This window comes from Spirochaetota bacterium, assembly GCA_017999915.1.
In the GTDB taxonomy this organism is placed as follows: Bacteria; Spirochaetota; UBA4802; order UBA4802; family UBA5550; genus RBG-16-49-21.
This window is the reverse complement of sequence record JAGNKX010000026.1, coordinates 23,618-50,021: the sequence shown is the minus strand read 5'-3', so window position 1 is coordinate 50,021 and position 26,404 is coordinate 23,618. Positions and strand designations below refer to the sequence as shown.

The following is a 26,404-nucleotide window of genomic DNA, read 5'->3' as shown; positions in this document are numbered from 1 at the left end:
TGCGCGCCAGGCTGGGATCGAACCAGCGACCAACGGCTTAGAAGGCCGTTGCTCTATCCACTGAGCTACTGGCGCATATCAATCAATTCTTCTCTTCAGGCATCAATCGTGGAGGCTTATCAATGAGCAGGCGACATGGATGTCGCCGGTCCCGCCGAGTAAACACGAGGTTTTTACGAGGCGGGCGAATGATGAGCCTCCGCGATTAGCCGCTTTTTCGGGGTGAGAGGATTCGAACCTCCGACTTCCTGCTCCCAAAGCAGGCGCTCTAACCGGGCTGAGCTACACCCCGAGAAAAATCAACCTATAGACAGCATCGGTTTGTGTCAATATTTTTTCAGGCGCTTGGCGGTTGTGAAATGAGGTAGCGGTATAATTTCAGGGGGGCATGGCGCCATCCCTGCGAGAAGGCGACATGGATGTCGCCGATTCCGCCGAGTCAACATGGATGTTATACGAGGCGGACGAGCGGGATGGCCCATGCCCCCACAATTTACAATAGCTACCGTGAAATGATAGATGTGAGATAATAGCAGAGAAAGATGATTCGTTAGGCGTATCTACAACCGCAACACATCCTTACGGCACGATAAATGTCCTCGTATCGATGCCATAGTCGGTTCCACTGACAGCCTTTACCTTAAAAGAAAATGAACCTGTACAGACGGACCCAGTGCTGAAATGAACGACGTATTTGCTCCCCATAATATTCCTGATCTGGCCGAATATCGATTCCATTGTTGTAGTAGTAGTATCCGTGTAGTAATCCTGACCGCCGGTTTCAACCGCTATTTGATGCATGTATTGTGGTTTTGCTAAATTGGCAAAATCAGAATCAACATAGAATATTGTAAATATCGGTATATTCAATGATTTTGCGTAGGCAATCACTTGCGCCATTGTGTGGTTCGAGGAATCCCGGTCGTCCCCGTCGGATAATACAACAACTGCTTTTTTGGTTTTTGATCCAGAGGCTGCCCTGGTTATCGAGTCATAGAGGGCATCAAATAAAGCGGTTCCCTCGGGAAGAGGGGGCGTAGTATCTATAAAACTTGTTAAATTGCTCTTTCCTGTTGAAATACTTTCAAATGATGACGAAGGATAATTTATTATATTGATTTTAAATGAGTATATAGCGGCTTCATTATTATCGTTCAAATTATTAATAAAATACTTGGCACTGCTCCTGATGGTATCTATGTTCGATGTGAGACTGCTGCTAAAATCCAGCGCTAACACCACGGAAATTGGATCATCATTATATCTTGGTGTTACATAGGAAATAGTTAAAGGAACAGTTGGCCATGGCCATGGAGCGTCAATTCGTGATAGATTGAAGGAGTCTAAATCAACCGCGCCAGCGGAATTTGTGGCCGTAACATCAACTGTGACAACACCATCGCTGCAATTTGTAAAATTGGCATTGTTCATCCAAACGTTGAGACGGCATCCTTCCCCTGACACTGCAACAGAAGACGGAAGGATATTGTTTGATGCTATGGCTATATTGGCATTATTATATTCCTTCTGCTCTGTCGGTTTAAAATGGACGGTGAAGGTGCAACTGGCTCCTGCGGCGAGGGATTGGGTAGTGCAGGTTTCTTTTGTGTCAGTAGAATCTTCGTTGGTAAGAACCGTGAATGCGGAATCGCTTGAAGTAAAACCAGTCACCTGGAGGCCGTCTTTGTTCCCGGTATTGGTTATGGTAAAGCTTCGGTCTGCGTAGTTGCCTATTACAATGTTGGAATAGTTGTAGGCTGTTTCAGTGAGACCGAGCTGGACCAGCATGAAGGGTATCGATAAACTTTGTCTCTTGCCGGATTTACATGCCGTTAGTAGTAGTAATCCTATAAGTATTGCCGAAAATAAAGCAGCCAGTTTATTTTTCATAAAGCTCACCTAACAATCCCCATACAAAATAACAATAGTGCCATCTACAGATTTATATTTCTGTTGTAATGGTATAATGATAAAATATAAAATTAAATATATCCCCTGAAGACGCAATTATGTATTTATTATATTGTACACATTACCACGTTCAATTCTTCCGTGTCAATTAAAACAGTTAGCAATCCTTTAATGTACGATTGCTTTTTAATACTGGATGAATTAAGCAATTATATGCAGTAAACACAATATAGTCAATTATTATTTTAATTGAACAATAATCAATATTTTGTTGAATTAATGATGATCATAGCTAAATTTAATAAAATCAATGCGTCAACATTGAAAAATTCTATGTATCATCGCAGCCTTCAACTGCCTGCAGGAGTTGCCTGGTCGTCCATGGTTTGAGAAGAATTCTTGAAGCGATCCCGTTTTTTTGAACATGATCAAGGAAGGCGTCATCAACCTGGCCTGTAATGAGGATTATTTTAACGAAAGGATACCTGTCCCGGATAATAGCGAGGAAATCGTCGCCCTTGACCCCCGGCATGTGCCAGTCGGTAATCACAGTTATCCCGATGGCTCCTTCCTGTGATAGTCCGGCGATCAGCCGGAGGGCGTCATCGGCGCTCTGGGTTGATTCATAAATGTAATCGCCGCCAAGGTTGGAGCGCAGCTCCAACTCAAGGGACTTGAGGATTATCGCCTCGTCATCAACGCACAGGATCGCTTTTTTTCCCATATCCCCTCATGCGGAATACATATAACTAAAATGTATATGTTTTACACCATCCAGTCAACTCAATAATTCAAAGTGTATTGGCGGCGGGTTGCGGGGTTAGCAGTATAATTTTTGGGGGGGCATGGAGCCATCCCGGCGAGCAGGCGACACGGATGTCGCCGATTCCGCCGAGTCAACATGGTGCGCTGGACAGGAGGTCCGAGTGCAGAGCCGCGACAGGATGTCGCATTTGGCTCTGCTTATACGAGGCGGACGAGCGGGATGGCCCAAGCCCCCCTAATTTACGACTGCTACCGGTCGCGGGGTTTTGGCAGGCTCTAATAAAATGATTTACAAAATAAAATTGATTGCCTATGGTTGAGGCATATACTTTGCGCCAGGAGGTGCCATGATGACACAATTGCGCGTCGGTGACTGTATCAGGAGCGGGTGGGAGGGCTTCAAGAAAAACGCCGGTACCGCCATAGGCATAGTCGTGGTATACGGGATCATCACCTCGATCGGGAATGTCATCCCCATCGTGAACCTGGCCGTCGCCGTGGTAGTCACGCCGGTCATGTCGGCGGGCCTGGCCATGTTCGCGCTGAAGGCGGCCAGGGGCGGGGAGGGCCGGATCGAGGACCTCTTCGCCGGATTTAACGGTGACTGGTTCGGCAGCTTCATCGGCGCCTACTGGCTCTTCGTGGCCATCGTGGCCGCCGCGTTCGTGCCGCCCCTTATCGGCTTCATAATCGACGTGGTAATCCATGGTGGCTTTACCAACTTCTTTCCCTATGTGACTATTGTGGTTTCCGCTGTTTCCCTCGTTGTTCTTATCGCAGTAGTCTTACGATTTTCCATGGTAACATACCTCATCATCGACGGCCTGGCGGTGATGGACGCCTTCAAGGAAAGCGCCCGCATCACGAAGGGCTTCACCGGGAAACTGTTCCTCCTGGCGATGGTCAACGGATTGATGATACTGGGGGGGATTTTGCTCCTGTTCATAGGCCTCCTCTTCGCCATGCCCCTTACCATGATAGTGTTTGCTGCGGCCTATACGAAGCTCAAACCCGATGGCCCGGCTGCGGCTGTTCAGGCTCCCTCCCCGGACGTTGCCCCGCCACCGGCAGCGCCATCCATGTAATTCTTGGCCCGGGGTTTAAACCCCGGGCTAATGTACATGATGCAAATCCCCCTCTCAAATCCAATTCGGATTGATTTTGATAAGATTAATTTTAAACCTGTAGCATAAATGCTAATAAATAATGTGCCTGCTCCCGCCGCCTCCGGCGGCGTGAGTCAATACGATTGATTATGGAGTTTTACAGCATCCATAATTAATTATTGATGTATTGATGGGACATTATATCCATGACCGTGTCGGCATAATTCAATATGGATTATCAGCGGCAGGCGTTAATTATCAAGTCTTGAAGAGGTAGTGCATGAATCTGAAAACTTTTCTCCGGCGTTTCTTGTGGTTTGTCAATTTTCGTTCCATGATCAAGCTGACCATGTGGCTGATGATCACGCGCAGAAAGCGCGTTCTCTTTATATTCGAAGGCCGTGAATACACCTACGGCGAGGCCTACCGTGAGGCGTGCCGCTACGCGAACTTCTTCCTTGCGGTTCGCAAGAAGAAGGTCGAGGAGGGGAAGCTGGGCAGGAATGACCGCCTCGCCGTCGGCATTTACATGGAGAACACGCCGGAATACGTGTTCGCCTCCCTGGCCGCGGGCCTCAGCAACTCCATTCTCTTCGCCATCAACACCGGCTTCCGGGGAGAGACACTGGCGAAGGTGATCGACCAGGCTAAGGTGTCATTCCTTATCCTCAACACCAATTCGGCCGAGGAAGTGGCGAAGGTCGCCTGCGAGATGACTGTCATAACACCAAAAGACTTTCTCTGCGTCGGCACCGACGACGAGATAAAGAAGACCGGGTACGGAAGCCTCGAAAAGGCCATTCAAGAATCGGAACCGAAGGTTCCCGCGCGCTACAGGGTGCCGGTGGACAACTTCAGCCCGGTCATCGTCATATACACCTCCGGAACAACGGGGATGCCCAAGGGCGTTCCCTGCACCCATATCAAGCTCGTGGGCGCCGGCTTCGTGGTACAGGGCGCGGTGAAGCTCACCAACAAGGACCGCGGATACATCTCGATGCCGCTGTTCCACTCCAACGCCTGGTACATCGGCATCCTGCCCCAGCTCATCGCCGGGGGCAGCTTCGTGCTCAAGAGAAAATTCAGCGCCAGCGCCTTCGAAAAGGACATGCTGGAGTATGGCGTGACCTTCCTGAACTACGTCGGTCAGCCGCTCCACTATATCATCGACGCGCTGGAGAAGAAATATGGCAGCGGCGAGGCCATCGAGAAGGCCCTTGCCAATAATCCGAAAAACAGGTTCCGCGTGGCCTACGGCAACGGCGCCTCGATCATAGACAGGATCAACCTGAAGCGTTATCTCGGCATGGAGCATATCTTCGAGATCTACGGCTCCACGGAGGCGGTCATCACCACCGCCAACAGGCCCGGCGACCCGATCGAGTGCGTGGGGCAGGCGCCGAAGGACGTCCTGATCCTTGACGAGGAGGGGAAGGAATGCCCGCCGGGCCAGGCGGACGCCAATGGAAAGCTCGCCAACTACGACGAGGCGGTCGGCGAGATATGCCGGAAGGTCGGCACGGACAACCTCAGGTTCGACGGCTATTTCGACAACAAGGGCGCCACCAGCCAGAAGTTCCGCAACGGCATGTACCATTCGGGCGACCTGGGCCATGTTCGCGTCGTCAACGGCAAGCGCTACCTCTACTTCAACGGCCGCACCGACGACTGGATCCGCAAGGACGGAGAGAACTTTTCGGCCGAGAACGTGCTCCACTTCGCCCAGGAGATCCCCGGCGTGGATATCGCCGTGGCCTACGGCGCTCCCTGCCACGTGGCGGACGAGCGCGTCATGGTGACGGTCCAGCTCAAGAAGAACTGCGCCTTCAACCCGGAGGAGGCCCATGAATGGCTCCTCCGGCAGCAGAAGGAAGGGGGCATGGACCCGAAATGGATGCCTGATTACATCCGCATCATCGATCACTTCCCGGTCACGGACACGCAGAAGATCATGGTGCGGCCTTACAAGAAGGATTACTTCAATGTCGAGAAAAATCCGGATATGAAGGTTTATTTCCGGGAGCGCGGCGGGAGCACCTATAATCCCCTGACGAAGGAAAAATTTCTCGAGATCAAGGAAGGGTTCAGGAAGAACGGCCGCGAAAGCTTTTTGGTATAAATTGATTACCGGCCCCTGCCGCCCGGCAGGGGCCTTCAGCCCCATATATTCCCGCAAAAAAATTTCCTTGATATTTCTGATGCTTGAATATATTTTTTAACAAATTAATTCATTAATGAATAACTTCACTGAGGAGAAACAAGATGGCAAAGGGTTTGTTCAAGATTTTCGCATTCCTGTCCTTTGTGGCGGTGTCATTATTTTTAATGGCAAATAACGGATTTTCCCAGGCAAAGCAGCCCTGCCTGTTCAATGGCACCGTTGACAATGTCAAGGTGAAAAGCATCAAGTGCGAGATCGTCCACAACGCGGGACCGGCCTATCTGCTCATACAGATGGATTTCAAGGGAAGCTTCTGGATGATGGACCTAACCGGCGTTACCAGGAGTCCCGGCAAGGCCAATATGCTTCTCGTGCTGAAAAGGCATGATGGGAAAAAGTTTGCGGAAAGCTACACCGGGGAGACGACGCAGAACCTGAAGGCGAGCCCGAAATTCCCGACTCTTCTCGGGTTTTTCAAAAGCGCGATTCCCCTGAAAGATGCCAAGGGGAAAAGGGTTCTTGTCACCGGTGATTTCGTCTGGGATACTTCCCGGTTTCCGAAATAGCGCGCCCGAACGGGACGGTAATCATTAGCAGTTTGATGAAAATCAGCAAACTGCTAAACGATACATGGATGTATCGCCATTTTTCGAGGCATTAGCCGAGAAAAATGTGAGGTTTTACGAATTCACTTCGTAAAACCGACATGTGCTGGACAAGATGTCCGAATGCCGACGCTGCGCAGGATGCGCTAAAAAGCGTCGGCAAAAACTCCAAGGAGGGAGTTTTTCAGGAAACTGTTAGAGGAGAATGCCATGTTTACACCCAATATAAAGGTTCCCCTATCCTGCCCCGTCTGCGGCGCACCCATCGCGGCAGGCACTGTCATTACATGCTCAGGCTGCGGATCGGAGCTCAACTTCGAGAATCCGCCGGCTGGCGGGCCCGTAGTGAAGCGCGGCGGCACCCCGGCCGGCCGCAGGGTTGCCGAAGTGATTATCGCCCGCTTTCTTGAAACGAACAAGATCAACCTGGCCGATGACCAGTTGGCCATGGAGCGCATCACCGAAGTGTCGGAGCGTATTGCCCGCGAGATCGCCGATAAAGGGAAGACCAAGGTGGACCTTCCCTTTATCGCCGCAGGCCCGTCGGGGCCGGTCAATCTCAGGATGGAGTTGAAGAAAGCCGATTTAGGCTGAACGAAGCGCAGGGTATCCCTGGCTTAACGTGCCGCCATGTCCAATAGTGCCGCATGGACACTGGCCGTAGGCTGTCAGCCTCGGCCGTCGGCGGATTGAGGGAAGATAAAGCGATACTCGGTGCCTCCTTTCGTGATGACTTCATACCTGCCATTGAGCTGCCCCACAAGGGCGCCGATGAGTTGAACACCCAGTGTCTCCGATACTTCGGTTTTGCCGCTGGACGCCATCCCGACGCCGTCGTCCGCTATGACCAGGGAATAATACTTTTTATCAAACACATTGAATACGATGCGTACGGTCCCGCTTCTGTCCGGGAAAGCGTGTTTAAATGAATTTGTAACCACCTCGTTGATGATCAAAGACACGGGTATCGCGATGTCCATGGAGACGGCAAGGTCCTGGATGTCATAGACAACGGATATCTTCCGCTCGCTGATCCCGGTGAGATATGAAATATTGCCGATGAGATTCTGGATGATGGTTCTCATGCTGATGACGGACAGGTCGTCCGAACCGTAGAGCAGCTCATGTATCGCCGACAGCGTCAATATACGCCCCTGGGTTTCCTTGAATATCGCGGTCATTCCCTCGTCTTTTATCGAGTAGGACTGCAGGTTGATGAGACTCGAGATGATCTGCAGGTTGTTCTTGACGCGATGGTGGACTTCCTTGATCAATACCTCTTTCTCGGTCAACAGCTTTCTCAGGTTCTCTTCCGCCGTCATTCTCTTTTTCTCTCGGACCAGGGACTAGATGATTACGAAGGACGAAACCATGGCCACGATGATAATGATGGCGGTGAAGGCCCTGTTGATGTTTTTCGTCAGGTCGTTGATAACATGCTCCACATCCCTGTAATAGACGCCGGTGCCGATTATCCACTGCCATGGTTCAAAGAGAACGACATATGATATTTTTTTTGTCTCAAGGTCCGTTTTATCGGTCCATTGCCAAATATATTCGACGAAACCGGATTTATTTTTCTTTGCGACGTCGACCATCTCAACGAAGAGGCGCTTGCCCGAGGAATCGGCGTAATACGTCAAATCTTTTCCCTCCAGTTCCGAACGATAGGGATGCATGACCATCCTGGGGGTCGTATCGTTTATCCAGAAATAGTATTTGTTCTCCGGGCCGTAGCGCAGATCCCTTATGCGAAGGATCGCCCTTTTCCTGGCCTCCGCCGGGGATATCTCTCCAAGGCGCACGCGGGATTCGTAATTGGAGAGGAGGCTCAATACCGTCATCGAGAGGTCGATGGGGAGCTGCTTTTTGGATTCAAGAAGAGCGCTTTTAAAGGAAGGGATCGAAACGACATGGGTGGTTATGATGAAAAGTAAAAGCGTTATTATCACGGGGATGGCGGTCTTAGCCACGATAGTCCATCCCGGTGGGGCCGCAGGAAAAGCGGGAGCGATTTTTTTTATGCTTTTCACTATCTGAATAATATAATTCAGGGCAGCTCATTTAGCAAGAAAAAAAGTTATTCAGGGACGACCGGGCAGTATATGGGAAAAGCATCCGACACCGTGGCTTTGCCGGCCGGCATGAGGCCTGTTTGTCGAACGGCGGCAGAACGAATACCTATCGCTTCCGGTTTTTCTCCATCACTTCGATGAAGCTTTCGGTCCTGGTCTTCATCTGCGCCTCCGAATAGGCGCGGGGGTCGTTCATGTCGCACTGGATGATAAGGACCGGAACCCCCAGGTCCTCCTGGATGGCGTTTTTTAAATCGATCATTCCGGTGCTCGACGGCCGGCACGAAAGGTTTTCGTGGAGAATGACGCCGTCGATCTTGAAATCGCGCACGGCCTGCTCGAAGTACTGGATGCGTTTTTCCAGGTTATAGGAGTAGGGAAGGTCCATCATGATGCGGGCCACGTCCCTGAGGGTCTCAGTGTAATCCTTACCCACCGGCTTCGGGGGCGCGAAGGAGAAGGTGTAGGGCTCATAGGTCACCACGGCGTTGTATTTCGCCAGGTCGTACATGAACCGCATCTTGTACCAGAAGGGGATACCCTCGAAGAGGAGGCGGTATTTCTCCGGGGCGCCGCCGGAAAGGGTTCCCGCGCCGCTCTCGACGCGCTTTTTGATGTCGGCCCTGATCTTCTTGAAGAAATTGATACCCACCTTCTTGCCGGGCAATACCACGAGGGGAAAGAACGACGCCGACGTCTCGGCCGAGCTGTAGGGGCTGGGAACGCTCTTGCGGTATTCGTAGATGTCCCTCCAGAGGACGCTCATGTATTCCGATTCCTCGCAGGCCCTGTTCAGCCGTTCGATGTTGAGCTTCTTCCCGGTGTGCTTTTTCACGAATTCGAAGAAATCGTAAAACTGCTCCACCATGTAATTGATGTAGCCCTCGATGGTGCGCTCGTCGGTGCCGCTCACGATCTTCGGGCAGTCGAAGACGAAAATGGACACCTTCAGCTTTTCGGCCTGTATCTGGAACCATTTCCAGTGGGTGTCGCAGATGGTGTTGGTGCAGGTTATGATGTCGGGCCTGGCAATGCCGCCCAGGGTGGTCTTGATGTTAGTGTCCACGGCGCCGAAATTGGTCTTGCAGTAGGAGCAGAGGTCCCGTGAGTATCCCATGCTCTCGGCGTGCTCTATCAGTCTCTGGGCCTGCTTCTGGGCGGCGGCCACGGTGGCCATGTTTTCCGGGTGCAGGGGGAAGATGTCGAAGCCCCAGAGGAGCTCCACCGGGAAGCCGGCGCAGGTCCACGCGGTCTTTTTCCAGGGGAGCATCGAATAGAGCTGGCCCACCAGGAGGTACCAGAGCATGGGCCACTTGAGGTCCTTGGCATGGGGCAGGGTGTCGATCCTGACCTGGGGCGCTTCCTGCGTTGATTGCGTTGCTTGTTGCTGGTTCATGGTAATCACCTATAGCATCTCGGAAAATGCGGCGAGCCGGTTCATGAGCTGGTGGTCCGGGCCGGGCGTGAATTCGCGTTCCAGGTGGAGGACGCGGGTCCCCCTGTCCTTGAGCTCTCCGTTCACCAGGACCGAATCGTAGGCGAAGGGCTCGCAGAACTTGATGTTCTGGGAAATGACCGTGTCCAGGTTAGACTCCGACAGGGACTTTTCCAGGAACTCTATCCTCTTGCGGAGTCCCACCTTGGTGGCGGGCCTCGGCACCGCCAGGTAGTAGCGGGCCAGGGCGTCCACGGGGCTCCCGTCCTCCGGTATAAGGTTGGCGTAATACCGCTCCCCGACGGAAAGATCGTCGCGGACCACCCTGAATCCGGACTCGTCGATCTGGTCCATGAGCTCCGGGTAGGTCACGTCGGAGCCGGTGAGAAGCACCTTCTTCTTGTTGTTCGGGAATGGCCCGCTCTTTTCCGCCTTGGCGATCATTGCGTCGATAGTCGCGACCGCGTCTTTCTTTGGCATCGTCATGCTTTTTATAAGCGCATCGAGATAGTCCCTGTTGGGGATGTCCTTTTTGCTCCTCAGGATAGAAAGGGCCTGGAGTCTCTTCTTAACCTCGTTGGACTCGCGGATGGCGCCCGCGATCATGTCATCGGTTATGGACACCTTGTACCGGCTGTTCAAAGAATCGATGAGCCGCCACAGCTCGGTTTTCATGAAGCGGAGGGCCATGGCGTCGTCCTTGATGGGGCCGTTGAACCAGTAGAGGAAAGGCGTTTCCACGTGGCGTTTCCACACATCGTAATGGCGGTTGGTGGCGTTGCAGCCCTGGGCGACGATGATGCCTTCCCACTGGGAGGATTTCGCCAGCGCCTCTGTGAGGAAGCTCCGCGCCGCCGGGCAGAAGAAGGCCTGGAGGTACTGGTCGGCCGGGGCGTTGGAATTATGGACGTCGCCAAAGATCTTGTACGGGACGAACCCGGCGGCCATGATGATCTCTTCAGGCATGTCATGGGAGGAGTCGAAATACGCTATCGTTTTCATGGGAGAACCGAACCTGTTCCTGCTCAATGATATGGCGACCGGAAACGCCGGGCGCCGGTTAATGCATACTCTGTTTTCTATGAAAGAACTGTCTGGCCCGCTGTTTCAACATTTTTCCAAAAGATACAATCAAGTGCGGCAAAGTCAAGTCAAAGTGAATTCAAATTGCTATTGCATGGCGCTTTTACCGTCACAGGGAGGCGCGAAATTTCAGGTAGTCTTCGGCGCACTTGCCCGGATCCTCGATCATCGGCAGGTGGCCTATGCCGGGCATCATGATCACCCGTGAGTTAGGCATGAGCTTATGAAGGATCTCCGCAGATGCCGGGCTGAGCACACGGTCCTCTTTTCCCCAGACTATGAGGGCGGGCACGGTGGATCCTTTTATCACTTTTTCCACGGTATCGCCGGTCAGCTGCTTGAATATGCGTGCCTCCAGATCGAAGTTCTTTTTACGCTCTCGGGCCATGACATTGAGCATGGGCCGCGGGATGGGAGGCGGATCGCTCATGACAAACTTGAATATCTCCGCGAATTCCTCTTCGGTGCTCGCCATGAGGGGGTTCTTTCCTTTTTCGCGGATGATCTTCCTCAGGTCGCTTTCAGGCGCGGACCAGACGCCGCCCGGGTCCAGGAGCCAGAGGCTCTTGACCTCTTTCGGGTACAGGGATGCATAGGCCATGGCTATATGGCCTCCCATGGAGTTGCCGCCTACATGGAGATTCTCGATGCCCAGGGCCTTTGCCAGGCCATGGAGGCGCTCAGCCTGGGCCCTGGTGGTGTAATCGGCGTCGGCCGGGTGGGCTGATTCGCCGAAGCCGATATGGTCGGGAATGATGACCCGGTAATGGGACGTCAGGTACCGGGCAATCAGCATGAAGTTATACTTGTCGCCGCCGAAGCCGTGGAAGAGCATCAGGGGCTCGCCTTTGCCGCCTTCGAGGTAGACATATCGCAATCCGCCGGGAAGGGTGATCTCCCTGCGCTCGACGCCGGACATCTTTTGACCGGCCCAATGGATGGATCCAGTGGCCTTCGCCGGGGCAAGGTAGAGGAACGCCAGAGGGAAGACGATTATTATGAAAAGAAAAATGGAAAGGTATTTCAGAATCTTCATTTGGTTCTCCCGGTAGCGAGAATTGACATTCTTTCAAAAGTGAATATCAATTAGGGGGGAAGTCAATTCTTTTTCGGGGATCCATCCCTGGTTTTGCGCGGTAGCAATCGCATCATTACATTTCAATCAAAAAGAATAAATAATTATTTGACAACCGGACGCCTGGACGGATAGTTATCTTCACGTGGCGTTAGCGCCATAGCGCTGTATAAATAACTAACCGGCAGACCTTTCATGGAACAGTACCGAAACGAGATATCGCGGGCGGCTGAACTATTATCCGGCACAAAAAACGCCGCCGCCTTTTGCGGATCCGGCGTTTCCGCTGAAAGCGGTATAGCCACCTTCCGAGATCCGGGCGGAATCTGGGACCGCATCAATCCCATGGAGATGGGCACGCCGGAAGGCATTATTTCCACCCTCAAGAAACACCCCGGCCGCATCCTTTCCATTCTCATGGAATTGCTCGACGTTTTTGAGAAGGCCGATTGTAATCCTGGCCACAGGGCGCTGGCTGAGCTTGAGAAATTGGGAATATTGAAAAATATCATTACGCAGAATATTGATAATCTTCAGCAGGAGGCGGGCAGCAGGTCGGTGATCGAGGTGCACGGCAATCTTTTCCGCATGGTGTGCGTTTCCTGTGGGAAAAAAGCGGAATTCTCCCGGAAGCCCTTCGTGTCAGAACTCAAGGCAAAGCTCGGCGCCGCCAGGGAATTCTCCCTGCAGGCGCTGCTCGGCCTGGTCCCGCACTGCGAGGCCTGCGGGTCTCTCACGAGGCCCGATGTGGTCATGTTCGGAGAGGCGGTGCTGCAGCTGCCCCGCGCCTTTGCCGCAGCCCATGACTGCGACGTGATGCTCGTCCTGGGAACGTCCGGCGTCGTCTATCCCGCGGCGGAGATTCCCTTTGACGCCAAGAGGCTTGGCTCTGAAATCATTGTCATAAATCCCAATGAAAACGCTTTTGAGGATGTCACCGATGTGTATCTGCCGATGAAGACCGGTGAAGCGATCCCCGCCATACTGGGCGCCATCAAGAACTGCTGTAAAAAATGAGGGCATTGCCTGAAACACAAAACCCCCGGGAGGGGGTTTCTGTGTGGGGGCGGATGTGAATCCGCGGCTTAATCGTATCCCGTCAGGTCTTGCCCATGGCACGCCTGGCCGGGACAGTTCGGTGTAAGGAAAGGTCCTTCGGGCCGTTGATCGGCGAAATCAGCTTGCGCTGCTGAGCGGTCCGGTCGACAGCTTCTGAAGCTGGGACTTCAAAACGGAGATATCCATGACGTAGTTGCTGTATACCGCATGCATCCCCTTGTTTTTCGCGTCCCGCGCAAGCCGCTCTTTTCTGATGATCTCCTGCTCGATCTTGTTGGCCTTGTTTGAAACCTTTTCTCTTTTCATATACGAACCTCCATTCAATCCTTTATAATCTTTCGGGGCCACCTTGATTTTTGATTGTTTGACTGTTGTTTTTATAATGTCAAACTCCGTGATTCCGGAACCAGCTTTCCCTGGAATTATCAGGGACCCCATATTTAATCAAACCATATAATATAATATAATAAAATCGCGATCGTCAAATTTTTTGGAATATTTTTTTAAAATTAATTGGAAAATTTATTATGAAGTCAAATCCCGGCCGGGCGGGTTTAAAGAACAATAATTCCTAAAAAAGATTGACTGAAAAGTTGTAACAGTGGTTTTATCATCCTACTGTTCGCACGAATTCGCACAAGGGCATCCGCGCATTCGCATTGAAAGGAGTTTATGATGAAACGCATAATGCTGTCCGCTGTCATAACCATGGCCTTTATGGCCTCCTGCGCCACGCTAGGGGGGAAATGGGGCGAAACAAAGCTGGAAAAAATGTCCCAGAAATGTCTCACCGAAAACGACGAGCTCAAACCCTCGACGTCGAAGTGGCACAACCTGAGCACCCAGGCCCGGGCGAGGAAAAAAAGGGAGATGAACGAGTACCGCAAGAGGCGGATCGAGCTGTACCAGTCCCTCGACTCATACAAGAAGGGCTATCCCTCCGTAGATGGAGACGGCAAGTGCCGTAAAAAAGAATGCGCCTCCCTTGACAGGCTGCGGCTCCTTATTCTCGCCGGCTGCCCCGTGACCGGCGAGTCCTTTCCGAAAGTTAAAACGGAATAGGCATGATCACCATCTTCAGCACGCGCCTGATCAGATTCCTGGTCCCCTGGTTTCCAGGCATAACCGGGCTGACCATCTTTCCGTTCATCATCATTCGAAAGGAGCTGCGCGGCACCGCCGAGGCCGCCATCACCATCAATCATGAGAGGATCCATATCCGGCAGCAGATCGAGCTTCTCCTTGTCATATTCGCCGTCTGGTACGCCCTGTTATTCCTCGTCAGCCGCCTGCGAGGAATGGCCTGGCACGAGGCATACATGAACATTATCTTCGAGAGGGAAGCATTCGACCGCATGTACGACATGGATTATCTTAAAGAGAGGAGATTGTTCTCCTTCCTGAATTACCGCTCAAAAAAATAATAGCGCCGGGCCGTCGTCGCATGGCCTATTTTTTCATTGACCGATTCCTCGTCCGCTGATACAGATTCATCCATGGAGAGAATGAGGATCTTCATCGTCGAGGACGAGCCGATCGAGGCCCTGGACCTCAGGCAGATCCTGACGCGCCTCGGCTACGACGTGGTCGGCGACGCGATTTCGGGCCGGGAGTGCATCGACAAGGTGGCCGTTCTGCTGCCCGACCTCATCATAATGGACATCAAGCTTGAAGGCGCCATGGACGGCATAGACACCGCCTGGGAGCTGCGCACGATCACCGACGCGCCGGTGATCTTCATCACCGCCATGTCGGACAAATCATCCCTCGAACGTGCCAAGGTCACCGAGCCTTACGGGTATATCGTAAAGCCTTACAACGAGCAGGAGCTCTACTCGACCATCGAAACGTCCCTTCACCGGAACTGGATCGACCGTCGGCTCAGGGAGAGCGAGACGAAGTACCGCGCCCTCTTCGAGCAGTCGAGGGACGCCATCTTCATGTGCGGCCGCGACGGCGCGATCACCACGGTCAATAACGCGATGCACGAGCTTACGGGATACTCCCCGGGGCGCCTGGCGGCAATGAATATCGCCGAGCTCTTCGCGAACCGCGAGGACGGCGCGATGGTCCTCGCCGATATCAACGACCGTGATTTCATCGAAAACCTGCCGGTCCGGATGAAAAAGAGCGACGGCTCCGACGCCGAATGCCTCCTGACGATGACGCGGATCGTCACGCGGGGCGGATCGGAATTCAACTGCCAGGGCATCATCCGGGACGTGACGGGCCACCGGAGGCTCGAGCGGGTCAGGGACGCGCTGTTCTTTGAAAAGATCAAGCGGGTCAAGGAGCTGAACTGCCTGTACCGCCTTTCCACCATCTCGGGGAACATCGATACGCCCCTCGATGACATATTCACCCAGACGGTCGAGATCGTTCCCACGGCGTTCCAGAGCCCGGGGCTCGTTTCCGTCAGGATCCGTTACGGAGACCGGGAATTCACGTCGCAGAAGTTCATTGCCGGGGCCCTGTTCCTTGTGGCGCCGCTGAAGGTTTTCGGGAAGAAAACAGGTTCGGTGGAGCTCTTCCACGCCATGAAGGGGCCCGGCGACGAGGATATCTTCACGAAGGAGGACCGCGACCTGGTGAACGCCGTGGCGGAGAGGCTCGGCATCGTCATAGAGCGCAAGACGACCTTCGAGGACCTGGCCGGGTCTCGGGAAGAGCTCCGGGGCCTTTCAACGCACCTCCAGACGCTCCGCGAGGAGGAGCGGACCGGGATCGCCCGGGAGATCCATGACGCCCTGGGACAGTCCCTCACGGCATTGAAGATGGACCTGTCGTGGATAAAGAACAGGCTGGATTCGCAGCCCGAGCTGGTATCCCGCGCCGAGGCGATGTCCTCGATGATCGACTCGACCATAAACACCGTCAGGCGGATTTCCTCGGAGCTCCGGCCCAACCTACTCGACGACATCGGGCTCATCGCGGCCATCGAATGGTCCGCCGGGGAGTTCGAAAAGCGCACCGGCATAGCCTGCCGCGTTTCGAGCGGGTCCGAGGAACCGGAGCTCGATGAGAAAAAATCCATTAATATCTACCGCATCGTCCAGGAATCATTGACAAATATCATACGCCATGCCAATGCTACGGCCGTGGATGTCGACCTTGTCATGGACGCGGATGAGCTCATCCTGACCATCCGGGACAACGGCAGGGGCATAACCGGCGAGGAGATAAACAACGCCCGCTCCCTGGGACTCATAGGGATACGGGAGCGCGCCCTGTCATGCGGCGGCACCATCGCCATCGAGGGCGCCGCGGGCAGGGGAACGGTCGTAACGGCCCATATACCGATCGGAGGTGCCTCATGAAGAGGATAATCATAGCGGACGACCATGAGATCGTGCGCGCCGGCCTGAAGCAGATCATCGCCGATGACCCGGAGCTATCGGTCGAAGGGGAGGCGGGCGACGGCCAGGAGCTGCTGGAAACGCTGAGGAAAAAGAAGTTCGACGTGGTGCTCCTAGACATGAAGATGCCCGGGCGCAGCGGCCTCGAGATACTGAAGCAACTGAAGATGGAGCACCCCTCTCTCCCGGTCCTGGTGCTCTCCATGCATCCCGAGGAGCAGTACGCGGTGCGGACCATCAAGGCCGGGGCGTCCGGCTACATCACCAAGGAGACGGCGCCGGACAAGCTCATCGAGGCCATTCGCAAGGTCTGCGCCGGGGGGAAGTACATAAGCGCCTCACTGGCTGAGCAGCTCGCCGACAGCATCGCGGACTCCCGGAGCAAGCCGCCCCACGAGTATCTCACCGACAGGGAGTTCCAGGTCATGTGCATGATCTCGTCGGGCAAGACCATAACCGAGATAGCGAAGGAGCTATTCCTGAGCGTGAAAACCATCAGCACCTACCGCCAGCGCATCCTGGAAAAGATGAACATGAAGAACAACGCCGAGCTGACCCATTACGTAATTTCCAACAACCTCATAGAGTGAAGCCCGTGCAACCATTGAATCTCTTTGCCTCCGCGCCGAAGGGCGTCGAGCCCATTCTCGCGGAGGAGCTGCGCGATTTCGGCGCCGCCGGATGCCGGGCCACCGCCGGGGGCGTGCATTTTACAGGGTCCCTCGCGGAGGCCCTGCGCGCCTGCCTCTGGTCGCGCACGGCCAGCAGGATCTTCCTCTGCCTCGGCGAAAGCGCCGTGGAAAAGAGCGGCGACATGTATGACGCCGCGCGGACCGTGCCGTGGGAAGATTTAGCCGCATCGGGGGCAACCATGGCCGTTGATTTCAGCGGGACCGGCGCCGGCATTAACAACACCATGTACGGGGCGCAGCTCGTCAAGGACGCGGTGGTGGACCGCATACGGGACCGGCGCGGGAAGCGCCCGTCAATAGACGCGAAGGAGCCGGATTTCCTGGTGAATTGCCACCTGTCGCGGAAAGGCCTGGAGGTGCGAGTGGACCTCTCCGGCGGGGGCCTCCATGCCAGGGGATACCGCCTTGAATCCGGGGCCGCGCCCATCAGGGAAAACCTCGCGGCGGCGCTCCTCATAAAGTCCGGGTGGCCCACGGTGGCGGGCACGGGAGGATCCTTCCTCGACCCGATGTGCGGCTCCGGCACCATGGTCATAGAGGCGGCCCTTATGGCGGCCGATATCGCCCCTGGCCTGAACCGCCTTCGATGGGGTTTCCGGGGATGGCAGGGCTTTGACCCCTCCCTGTGGGAGGATCTGGTCAACGAGGCGTCGGAGCGCATGATCAGGGGGCTCACCGGGGCGCCGAAATGCGTCGGCTTCGACAGCGACAGGGAAACCCTCAGGATGGCGCGGCACAATGCCGCCCGGGCCCGCGTGGAAACGATAGCACATTTTGAGAAACGCCTCCTGGAGGCAGCAGGACCGCCGCCCGGTCTCGCTGAAGGCCTTATCCTTACAAACCCCCCTTACGGGAAGCGCATGGGCGACGCGGGCGGGCTGCGCTCCCTTTATGAAGAGCTGGGGGACACCCTAAAGAAAAGCTTTCCCGGGTGGCGGGCCGCCGTCATAACCGGGGAGCCCGAGCTGGGCAAGCGCATGGGGCTCCGCGCCCACAAGTCCAATGTTTTTTTCAACGGCCCGCTGCAATGCAGGCTGCTACAGTTCCGCGTCGAGCCGGACAGCTTCATCGATAGAGAAGCCCTTGATTCACGAAAAATTCAGATAAAACTTGATCGGGCCCTGGAGCGCGGCGCCATTGCCTTCATGAACCGCATTGGCAAGAATATGAAGACCACGGGCAAATGGGCGGCACGGGAAGGGATCACCTGTTACCGCATCTACGACGCGGACCTGCCCGAATACGCCGTGGCGGTGGACCGGTACGGGGAGTGGGTCCACGTTCAGGAATATGCGGCGCCTCCATCGGTCGATGCGGTTAAGGCCGAAACCAGGCTGAAGGACGCCCTGACGGTCCTGCCGGAGGCGCTTGGCGTCGATGCCGGGAGGATAATCCTGAAAGTACGCCGCCGTCAGAAGGGCCCGAGCCAGTATGATAAGCAGAACGACCGGGGAGAGTTCATAGAGGTCGCCGAGGGCCCCTGCCGCTTCCTGGTGAATCTCACCGACTACCTCGACACAGGGCTCTTCCTTGATCACCGGATGACCCGCGGTTTGATCGGATCCCTGGCCAAAGGCAAGAGGTTCTGCAACCTTTTCTGCTATACCGGCACAGCCACGGTCCATGCCGCCCTGGGCGGCGCGCGGTCCACCGTTTCCGTGGACCTCTCCGCCACGTACCTTGACTGGGCCCGCCGCAACCTTGAGCTGAACGATATCCGGGGAGCCAGGCACGGCCTTGAGCAGGCCGATTGCCGCGAATGGATCGCCGCGTGCAGGGAGCGGTTCGATCTCGTCTTTCTCGACCCGCCCACCTTTTCGAATTCCAAGCGGATGAAGGGGTCTTTTGACGTGCAGCGGGACCACGGGGAGCTCATCAATGACTCGGCAAGGCTCCTGGCGCCGGGCGGGACCATTTTATTCAGCACCAACCGCGACAGGTTCAAGATGGATGAAGGCGCGTTGAAGGGCCTTGTCGCCGAGGATATCACGGCAAAGACCATTCCGAAGGATTTCGAGCGCAATCCGAGAATTCATTCATGCTGGATTATTAAGAGGAAGAGTTAAATAACTACTCAGAAAGGCGAAGCATGCCTGTTTATTGCTCTGTTTGCATGAGAGGAAAGATAGATACAAGCATATTCCGCCTGAATCTATAAACGTCAAATCAACATTTCGCGTCGGGAAAAGCCTCCGGGCCTGCGGAACTCGGACAAAGAAATGGAAGACTCAGACAGTCCTCGGCCCTTCGGCTTTTTTCCCGACGCTGTATCGCGTATTTCGATTAATGGTAATTAGGAAGAGATAAAAACCCTATTCTCCCACCAAGCCGATCAGGGCCGTTGACATCCAGGGTACGTAGGTGATGACAATGACCGTCACCAGGAGCAGGAGCAGGAAGGGCACCACGAACCGGTAGATGTTCACCAGGGGCTTGTTGAAGAGATATGACGAAAGGTAAAGGTTAAGGCCCACCGGCGGCGTCAGGTACCCCAGCTCCAGGTTGGCCAGGAATATGATCCCCAGGTGGACCGGGTGGATCTGGAATATCTCTCCCAGCGGTATGATGAGGGGCACCACCACCAGTATGGCCGAATAAATATCGAGAAAGCACCCTGTTATGAGAAGGGCTATGTTGAGCAGGATCAGGAACACTATCTTTGAATGGATATGCGTCTGTATCCATTGGGCCAGCGTCTGCGGGATCTCGGCGTCCACGATGTAATAGGAGAGGCCCTTCGCCAGTGCGAGGATGACCAGGATGCCGCCGATTATGGGCAGGCACTTGAGCATGACTGCGGGCAGGTCGCGGACGCGAATGTCCCGGTGTGCAACCATGGTAATAAACAGGGCGTAGATCACCGTGAAGGCGCCGATCTCCACCAGGGTGGTGAGGCCGGAAAAGAAGCCCGCCAGGATGATGACCGGCAGCAGGAGCTCCCATATCGATTTCCTGACCGCCACAAGGGCCTCTTTGCCCTTGAAGGGCACCCGCGGTATCCCGCCCCTGACGGCCGTCACGATACCCATGATGGAAAGGGCCACTATCATGAAAACGCCCGGTATGATGCCGCCGGCGTACATCTGCTTGATGCTTATCTGCGCGACCACGCCGTAGAGTATGACCGGCAGGCTCGGCGGAAACAGGAGGCCGATGCTTCCGGACGCCGTGAGGAGACCTGTCGTGAATTTTTCATTGTAACCACCGCTTTTCGTCAGGATGACGTAGAGGAGGCCCCCCAGGGCGAGGATCGTGACGCCGGAGGCTCCGGTGAAGGTGGTGAAAAAGGCGCACACCAGGACGACCACTATGGCCATGCCTCCCGGGAGCCATCCGATGAGTGTTCTAAAAAGATCGATGAGACGCTCCCCGGCCTTGCTCTCGGAGAGGATGAGGCCGGCAAAGGCGAAGAGCGGAATGGCCGGCAGGGGGCTGCTGATCAGCATGGTGTAGGCCTCGTTGGGAATGACCTCGAGCTGGCCGCCGGAACGGACGAAGAGAAGGTACGCCAGGCCTCCCAGGACAATGAAAATCGGCGTGTCGAAGAAGGCCGCCATGATAAGGAAGATGATTATCGGCAGCGACAGGAACGCCACCAGGGAATGGGATGCCTGCGCTATCATGTCGGTCGTCGCGCCCGCGTCGGGGAAATACGCCGTGATGATGTTGCCTATCTGCGGGAAGGAGAAAAAGGTCCCCACCAGTATCCCCATGGCGGCGATGATCTTTCCGGCGCGGTGCGTCGGGGCTTTCGTCACGAAGCGGACGCACATGACCGCATAGCCTATCGGCATGATGGCGGTGACGAGGCGGATGGGGAAGATACCGATCTCCTTGGCCGGGTCAAAGCCGATTATGACCATCGAAAGGGATGACCAGGCAAAAGCGGCGCTGAGCGCCGTCGACACGGCGCCGGTCACCCCGTATATCCAGTTCCTGATCCGCTCCTTGATGGCGGCGACACCGGCGGCAAGGGCAAGGTGCTTGCGCTCCCGGGACGTTATCATCCCCCCGATGAAAGTGAGCCAGAGGACGAGGTGCTGGAGGTAGTCGCTGGAATTGGGCACCCCTGTTTTGAATACCTTCCTGGCGATCACCTCGACGGCGGGGAGAAGGGCGAGGAGGATTAGCGCCGCGTAGGCGATATAATTCTCCAGTCTGTTGAAAAGAGCGCTGATCTTTTTAAGTATCATTTCTTGTTACGGTACTCTTTTAAATAACCTTGTATCTTTTCCAGCAGGTCCCGTGAAAAGGTTTTGCCCACGAACACGTCATATCCCTTGTTTCCTTCCTTCTGCCAGAGCCTGGCCGCGTCGGCCGGGACCTCGTGAATCTTCAGTCCGTGCTTGAGCATCGTGTCGATGGCCTTCTTCTCGAGAGCGTTTGTTTCCACGTAGAGGTTGTCAACGATTTTCTGTGCCGCCCTGAGGAGTTTCGGCCGCATCTCCGCCGGTACCTGGTCCCATGTCTTTTTGGAGACGACGAACCCGCCGATCATCGGGGCGATCTTGATGTTGCACATGTGCCTGGCTATGCCGAACCACTGGAACGAGGCGCTCACCAGCGGCGGGGCGTAAAAAGCCTCGATCATGCCGTTCTGGAGGGATGTCATCAGGTCGTTGGTGGACAGGGGGATGGCGTTGTATCCCATGACGCGCCATGACTGGAGGAGCTCCGCGTCGCCCTCAGATACTGAAATCTTCAGGGGCTTGAGGTCGCGGGGATACACGACCGGCTTCGTCGAAAAGAGGGACACCCATCCGGCCTTGGACCAGACCAGGGTGGAGAAGCCCTTCTTCTCGATAAGACGGTTGAATTGCGGCGTCGTCTTCTTCATGATGTACTCGAGCTCGCCGTCATCGTGAATAAGGAATGGAAGGCTCAGGGAGAAGACCTCGGGGGCTATATAGCTCATGCCCACGCCGGTGAAGATGGCGGCGTGCAGCTGGCCGATCCGCATCTTCCGTATCATGTCCGGCTCGTTGCCGACGATGCCGCCCGGGTAGATCTTCATGTCGATGGTCCCGCCGGAAATGGTCTTCCATTCGGCCGCTATCTTCTTGAGGGCCGTGTCCCAGGGCGACCCGCCGGGAGCGATGCTTCCCACCTTGATGGTGAGAGAAAAGAGGGGCGCGGTCAGGACGGCGGTCATGACCAGTGAGAGAATTGCTTTTGAAAAGTGCTTCATTTATTTATCTCCTTCATTCGTGTCTGAGAGGAACCGGTCTTCCCGGTGGTCCAGGAGCCATTGGGCCTTTCTCTGTGCTATGATATTGGCCAGCCGGTTGCCGGTTCTTTTTGATACGTCGACGGCGAGGGCCTTGTTGAGAAGATCGGTGAATTCCTTCACGTTCTGGTTGCCGACGGAAACCGTCGATGCCAGGGCGACGTAGGGCGACGCCGTGAGCCCCTTGGAAAACTCGAGGGCCTTCTTGAAATGGTGGCGCGCCTTTTCCTCGCTGCCCCCCATGACCTGGGGCAGGGAGCCGTAATAGAGGATGAAAAAATCATGGATGGCGCCGTCGTTGAACGATTCGTTCAGCCTGAGGGCGGCTTCCATCATGGCCGCGGCCTTCTTGACGCCGATGCCGATGTTCACGTCAAAGGGATCGGAGGCATAGGCGGCCATCCAACCCGCCGCCGCCCAGTAGAGGTACGGGACATCGTCGGGCTTCATTGAGTCCAGGCTGCCCTTGAACGAGTCGTTGTCGAGGGAAGCGGTAAAACCCGGGTATGAGATATCGATGCCCTTGAGAACGTAATCGCGGCCGCGCAGATAGAGCTTCCGGGCGCGCGATGTCATCCGGCTTTTTTTGTCCACCTCGGTATCGGGGAGCATGTCCGCCGGCGCCTGCACGTAGGCGTTGGCGTACATGATGAAGCCGCTTCCCGTGGCAAGGTACAGGCGGGGATTGTCCTTCACTTCCTCAATGAGGCTCTCGTAGAGCTTCAGGGCGAAGGGGAGGGCGTCTCCCACCAGCTCCGGATCGTCCTCCCCGGTGAAGGTCGTGCCGGACGTCGACGAAGAGAGGGCGTTGGCGACCATTGTCATGGCGGTCCTGTTGGCGGAACAGGATAGACAGAGGGGGAGTAAAAGAATGATGATTAGGCTGACTCGGGCGATTCTTCTATCCATGATAGGGTTAACCTGCCAATTCCTGAAAAGACTATGCTATATTTGAATATAATCAGTAAAAATGATAATATATAAAGAAAAAATCAAAAAACTATGACAAAATAGCAATAATTACAGGAAAGTCAATAATAATATCACAAAACAATTACCATGTGCAATACTGACCGTCAGTTAAATTAACTATTGACAGGGGATGTGATTCAATCGTTATTATGACATTCGTGTTGTTATGGACTACGTGTCTGTTCGGATAAAACCGTCAATTAGAATGCTCCGATTAACTCGATCAAGCCGGGGGACTTGAGAGATGCTGGATACCATCTTGAATCATCTGCTTTTTTATGGCGGAAGCCTCGCCCTGACCATGGCCCTCATGCAATTTGCCCAGATATTCCGCGACACCAAGCACCTATGGCTCTTTATCTTTTTCGCCTGCATATCCGCCATAGGGTTCCAGCAATACTATTATGGCGTATATGCCGTTCCCGACCATGATATCTCCCTCTGGCGGGGCCAGGCCGTGGCCTTTTTACTGGGCCCTTCGATCTTCTTTTTCTACAAGAAGCTTTTTTACAACGATTTTACCTTTAACATCAGCCATGCCTTTCACTTCGTTCCTCCCCTCATATCCCTCTGCATCGATTTTTTCATGGTCCTGACAGAAACGATAAAGGCCGGGCCGCTCCTTGAAGTCAGATCGATGTTGATTGCCGGCAATTATTATTACCTGATCTCCGCGGCCGTTATATTTATCATCTATAATATCTACATCCTTGTAAAAGAGGATTTTATATCGCTATTAATGACAAAGCAGTTCAGTGTCAAGGTCAACCAGGTGGCCCTGGTCTATATCGTCATGGTCCTCATGATCGCCATCATGTTGTTGTTTGCATTCATAATGCGGAATATCACTCTTGGCCGCATAGTAATGACCCTGATGATACTGCCTTTCCTGTTTATCTACATCGTAGGAAATCTCTTTCCGGAGCTAATATCGCTGATCACCAGTGTCGTTAAAAAGAACATCTACGAGCGCTCCCTCATCAAGGGCCTGGACGTGGAGGCGTTAAAGAGCCGCCTCGACGATCTCATGATCATAGACAAGGTGTATTGCGATGAGGACCTTAACCTGAAGCGACTCGCTCAAATGCTTTCCATCTCCCCCCACCAGTTGTCGGAGTTCCTGAACAAGAACCTCGCTATCAGCTTCAATTACTATATAAACCGATACCGCGTTGACGAGGCTGTGAATCTTCTCCAGACGCAGCCGGACCGGTCCATAACAGCCATCTGCTATTCGGTAGGATTCAACAGCAAGTCCGCATTTTATGAGGCTTTCACGAAATTCATCGGCATGTCCCCGGCGCGGTACAGAAAGTATCAAAAATAATACGAGTGGAAAAATTCTGGATTTATAAATCTGGAACTTTTGATAATTCTGGAATTATCCGTCCGGACGACTTTTTTTTAAGAATAACCTATTATATCATCAACCAGGCAATATCGCGGTTTTTAATCAAAACAGAGGATACGGCAATTTCAGGGAGCCGGATATTATTATTTATGGAGGAGAAAAATGGAAATTATAAAGGAAAAGTATGACGCCATTATCGTCGGATCAGGCGCCGGCGGAGCAAGCGTTGCAAAGGATCTTGCGGCGAAAGGGAAAAAGGTCCTCATTCTCGAAGGGAGCGGCGGGAACAAGATAAAGGGAACGTTCCTCTGGGCATTGGCTCACATGATGTTTCCCTTCAAAAGCCTTCTTTTAACGCCGGAGCTACTCGGCATGGTCCGCGGACTCACGACCGGCGGCAGCTCAGTATTCTATTACGGGACGGCATTTCCTGTAAACCATGACGCATTCAAAAAATACGGCATCGATTTGACTGGAGTCGAGGCCGAGGTCAGGAGGGAGCTCCCCATCGGCCCTCTCAAGGATGAAATGGTGACTCCCATGGCCAGGCGGATGATGGAAAGCGCCCGCGCCCTCGGGTATGACTGGAAGAAGCTCGATAAATTCATGTACCAGGACCGCTGGCGGCCGGGATACCGCTTCGGTTTTTACGGCGACCCCCATGAGGTAAAGTGGAGCGCTAAAATGCACGTTGATGAAGCGGTCAAAAAAGGGGCGGTGCTGTTAAACAGGGCAATGGTGAAGAAGGTCATCTTCGAAGGGTCGATCGCAAGGGGGGTTGAAGTGAGATACAAGGGCCGCACCACGCAGGTGTTGGCCAATACGGTGATTGTCGCCGCGGGCGGCATCGGTTCGCCGGTGGTGCTTCACAAATCCGGCATACGGAACGTCGGATACAATTATTTTTTCGACCCCCTCATCACCGTTTGCGGCAAGGTCAAGGACGTGAAAAAACGGAAAGACGAGATCCCCATGACGGCGGGATGCGTCATGCGCAACGAGGGAATAGTGATGACCGACATGGCGGAGCCTTTCCTGCTCGACCAGGTTTTTACCGCGTCGGCTTTTCGATTCTGGAGGCTTCTTGAAACGAAAAAAACGCTCCGTATAATGATCAAGATACGGGATGATCTGTCCGGGCACCTGTCGGATCGCGGCGGGGTGAGGAAACGGCTTACGCCGGCTGACAAGGAAAAGCTCAGGAAGGGCTATGACATGGCGAAGAACATACTCCTCAACGCCGGCGCGAAGGGGATATACAAGACCTGGAAGCTTGCGGCGCATCCTGGTGGGACCATTCGCATAGGCCATGTAGTGGATTCAAATCTTAAGGTGAAAGGATACGAAAATCTCTACGTGTGCGACTGCTCTGTCATCCCGGAGCCCTTCGGGTTGCCGCCGGTGCTGACCCTGGTGTGTCTCGGCAAACGCCTTGGGAAGCACCTGGCCAGCGAAAAACAGGGAGCTACCCGGGCAAAACAACCGGTTTACGCCGTGGAAAATTGACGCTGAGGGTGGCGAGGAGGGTTGC

The 26,404-nt window shown here is 54.3% G+C and carries 23 protein-coding genes and 2 tRNA genes; 12 read left to right on the top strand and 13 right to left on the bottom strand.

Features of this window, described 5'->3' with window-relative positions; translation table 11 throughout:
• Positions 1-2: 2 nt before the first annotated feature.
• The 4 genes from KA369_23920 to KA369_23905 all read right to left on the bottom strand — a co-directional run bounded on the left by KA369_23920 (position 3) and on the right by KA369_23905 (position 2,635).
• A tRNA-Arg gene (locus tag KA369_23920) sits at positions 3-75 on the bottom strand.
• A 142-nt stretch (positions 76-217) separates the two neighbouring features.
• Positions 218-292: transfer RNA gene (locus tag KA369_23915), tRNA-Pro, on the bottom strand.
• A 287-nt stretch (positions 293-579) separates the two neighbouring features.
• Positions 580-1,890 (bottom strand): VWA domain-containing protein, encoded by a 1,311-nt coding sequence (locus KA369_23910; protein ID MBP7739038.1) that lies wholly within the window; start codon positions 1,888-1,890, stop codon positions 580-582.
• A gap of 352 nt (positions 1,891-2,242) precedes the next feature.
• Positions 2,243-2,635: a response regulator gene (locus tag KA369_23905; protein ID MBP7739037.1), complete on the bottom strand. Its 393-nt coding sequence runs from the start codon at positions 2,633-2,635 to the stop codon at positions 2,243-2,245.
• A 388-nt stretch (positions 2,636-3,023) separates the two neighbouring features.
• Here KA369_23905 and KA369_23900 point away from each other — a divergent pair, with 388 nt between their 5' ends.
• The 4 genes from KA369_23900 to KA369_23885 all read left to right on the top strand — a co-directional run bounded on the left by KA369_23900 (position 3,024) and on the right by KA369_23885 (position 7,142).
• Positions 3,024-3,761 carry a hypothetical protein gene (locus KA369_23900; protein ID MBP7739036.1) on the top strand — a complete coding sequence of 246 codons (738 nt, stop codon included), beginning with the start codon at positions 3,024-3,026 and terminating at the stop codon, positions 3,759-3,761.
• Positions 3,762-4,062: 301 nt separating this feature from the next.
• Entirely contained in the window at positions 4,063-5,901 is a 1,839-nt protein-coding gene (locus tag KA369_23895) for an AMP-binding protein (GenBank protein MBP7739035.1), read from the top strand.
• 143 nt (positions 5,902-6,044) lie between these two features.
• Positions 6,045-6,509: a hypothetical protein gene (locus KA369_23890; GenBank protein ID MBP7739034.1), complete on the top strand. Its 465-nt coding sequence runs from the start codon at positions 6,045-6,047 to the stop codon at positions 6,507-6,509.
• A gap of 249 nt (positions 6,510-6,758) precedes the next feature.
• Positions 6,759-7,142 (top strand): Hsp70 family protein, encoded by a 384-nt coding sequence (locus KA369_23885; GenBank protein MBP7739033.1) that lies wholly within the window; start codon positions 6,759-6,761, stop codon positions 7,140-7,142.
• Between the two features lie 74 nt (positions 7,143-7,216).
• Here KA369_23885 and KA369_23880 read toward each other — a convergent pair whose 3' ends face one another.
• The 5 genes from KA369_23880 to KA369_23860 form a co-directional block, all read right to left on the bottom strand.
• Complete coding sequence (locus KA369_23880; GenBank protein MBP7739032.1) at positions 7,217-7,870, bottom strand: sensor histidine kinase; 654 nt, start codon at positions 7,868-7,870, stop codon at positions 7,217-7,219.
• A gap of 24 nt (positions 7,871-7,894) precedes the next feature.
• Positions 7,895-8,521 (bottom strand): cache domain-containing protein, encoded by a 627-nt coding sequence (locus tag KA369_23875; GenBank protein ID MBP7739031.1) that lies wholly within the window; start codon positions 8,519-8,521, stop codon positions 7,895-7,897.
• 208 nt (positions 8,522-8,729) lie between these two features.
• Positions 8,730-10,019, bottom strand: a complete 1,290-nt coding sequence (locus KA369_23870; protein ID MBP7739030.1) for a 2-hydroxyacyl-CoA dehydratase — start codon at positions 10,017-10,019, stop codon at positions 8,730-8,732.
• Between the two features lie 9 nt (positions 10,020-10,028).
• On the bottom strand, positions 10,029-11,060 hold the full coding sequence (locus KA369_23865) for a 2-hydroxyacyl-CoA dehydratase (GenBank protein MBP7739029.1): 1,032 nt from the start codon (positions 11,058-11,060) through the stop codon (positions 10,029-10,031).
• A 190-nt stretch (positions 11,061-11,250) separates the two neighbouring features.
• On the bottom strand, positions 11,251-12,177 hold the full coding sequence (locus KA369_23860; protein MBP7739028.1) for an alpha/beta hydrolase: 927 nt from the start codon (positions 12,175-12,177) through the stop codon (positions 11,251-11,253).
• A gap of 234 nt (positions 12,178-12,411) precedes the next feature.
• Between KA369_23860 and KA369_23855 the strand changes: the two genes are divergently transcribed.
• The gene (locus KA369_23855; protein MBP7739027.1) at positions 12,412-13,233 is read left to right on the top strand and encodes an NAD-dependent protein deacylase; all 822 of its coding nucleotides are present in this window, start codon (positions 12,412-12,414) and stop codon (positions 13,231-13,233) included.
• A gap of 159 nt (positions 13,234-13,392) precedes the next feature.
• On the opposite strand, the gene KA369_23850 is transcribed toward KA369_23855, so the two are convergent.
• Positions 13,393-13,581: a hypothetical protein gene (locus KA369_23850; protein ID MBP7739026.1), complete on the bottom strand. Its 189-nt coding sequence runs from the start codon at positions 13,579-13,581 to the stop codon at positions 13,393-13,395.
• Between the two features lie 369 nt (positions 13,582-13,950).
• Between KA369_23850 and KA369_23845 the strand changes: the two genes are divergently transcribed.
• The 5 genes from KA369_23845 (at position 13,951) to rlmKL (ending at position 19,389) form a co-directional block, all read left to right on the top strand.
• Positions 13,951-14,337, top strand: a complete 387-nt coding sequence (locus KA369_23845) for a hypothetical protein (protein MBP7739025.1) — start codon at positions 13,951-13,953, stop codon at positions 14,335-14,337.
• Positions 14,338-14,363: 26 nt separating this feature from the next.
• Positions 14,364-14,699 carry a hypothetical protein gene (locus KA369_23840; GenBank protein MBP7739024.1) on the top strand — a complete coding sequence of 112 codons (336 nt, stop codon included), beginning with the start codon at positions 14,364-14,366 and terminating at the stop codon, positions 14,697-14,699.
• Between the two features lie 72 nt (positions 14,700-14,771).
• Positions 14,772-16,592, top strand: coding sequence for a response regulator (locus KA369_23835; protein MBP7739023.1), 1,821 nt, complete (start codon positions 14,772-14,774; stop codon positions 16,590-16,592).
• Positions 16,589-17,221 (top strand): response regulator transcription factor, encoded by a 633-nt coding sequence (locus KA369_23830; GenBank protein MBP7739022.1) that lies wholly within the window; start codon positions 16,589-16,591, stop codon positions 17,219-17,221. Before KA369_23835 ends, KA369_23830 begins: the two co-directional genes overlap by 4 nt.
• A 5-nt stretch (positions 17,222-17,226) precedes the next feature.
• On the top strand, positions 17,227-19,389 hold the full coding sequence (gene rlmKL / locus KA369_23825; protein ID MBP7739021.1) for a bifunctional 23S rRNA (guanine(2069)-N(7))-methyltransferase RlmK/23S rRNA (guanine(2445)-N(2))-methyltransferase RlmL: 2,163 nt from the start codon (positions 17,227-17,229) through the stop codon (positions 19,387-19,389).
• 246 nt (positions 19,390-19,635) lie between these two features.
• Here the strand turns inward: rlmKL and KA369_23820 are convergent, their stop codons facing one another.
• Genes KA369_23820 through KA369_23810 form a run of 3 tightly spaced genes read right to left on the bottom strand, consistent with a single transcriptional unit; the run spans position 19,636 to position 23,459 of the window.
• Positions 19,636-21,516 carry a TRAP transporter large permease subunit gene (locus KA369_23820; protein MBP7739020.1) on the bottom strand — a complete coding sequence of 627 codons (1,881 nt, stop codon included), beginning with the start codon at positions 21,514-21,516 and terminating at the stop codon, positions 19,636-19,638.
• Positions 21,513-22,511: a TRAP transporter substrate-binding protein DctP gene (gene dctP / locus KA369_23815; GenBank protein ID MBP7739019.1), complete on the bottom strand. Its 999-nt coding sequence runs from the start codon at positions 22,509-22,511 to the stop codon at positions 21,513-21,515. Before dctP ends, KA369_23820 begins: the two co-directional genes overlap by 4 nt.
• Positions 22,512-23,459, bottom strand: coding sequence for a hypothetical protein (locus tag KA369_23810; GenBank protein MBP7739018.1), 948 nt, complete (start codon positions 23,457-23,459; stop codon positions 22,512-22,514).
• Between the two features lie 307 nt (positions 23,460-23,766).
• On the opposite strand from KA369_23810, the gene KA369_23805 reads away from it, so the two are divergent.
• Together KA369_23805 and KA369_23800 are read left to right on the top strand one after the other, a co-directional pair.
• Positions 23,767-24,849: an AraC family transcriptional regulator gene (locus KA369_23805; protein ID MBP7739017.1), complete on the top strand. Its 1,083-nt coding sequence runs from the start codon at positions 23,767-23,769 to the stop codon at positions 24,847-24,849.
• Positions 24,850-25,035: 186 nt separating this feature from the next.
• Complete coding sequence (locus tag KA369_23800; protein MBP7739016.1) at positions 25,036-26,379, top strand: GMC family oxidoreductase; 1,344 nt, start codon at positions 25,036-25,038, stop codon at positions 26,377-26,379.
• The last annotated feature ends 25 nt before the right edge of the window (positions 26,380-26,404 follow it).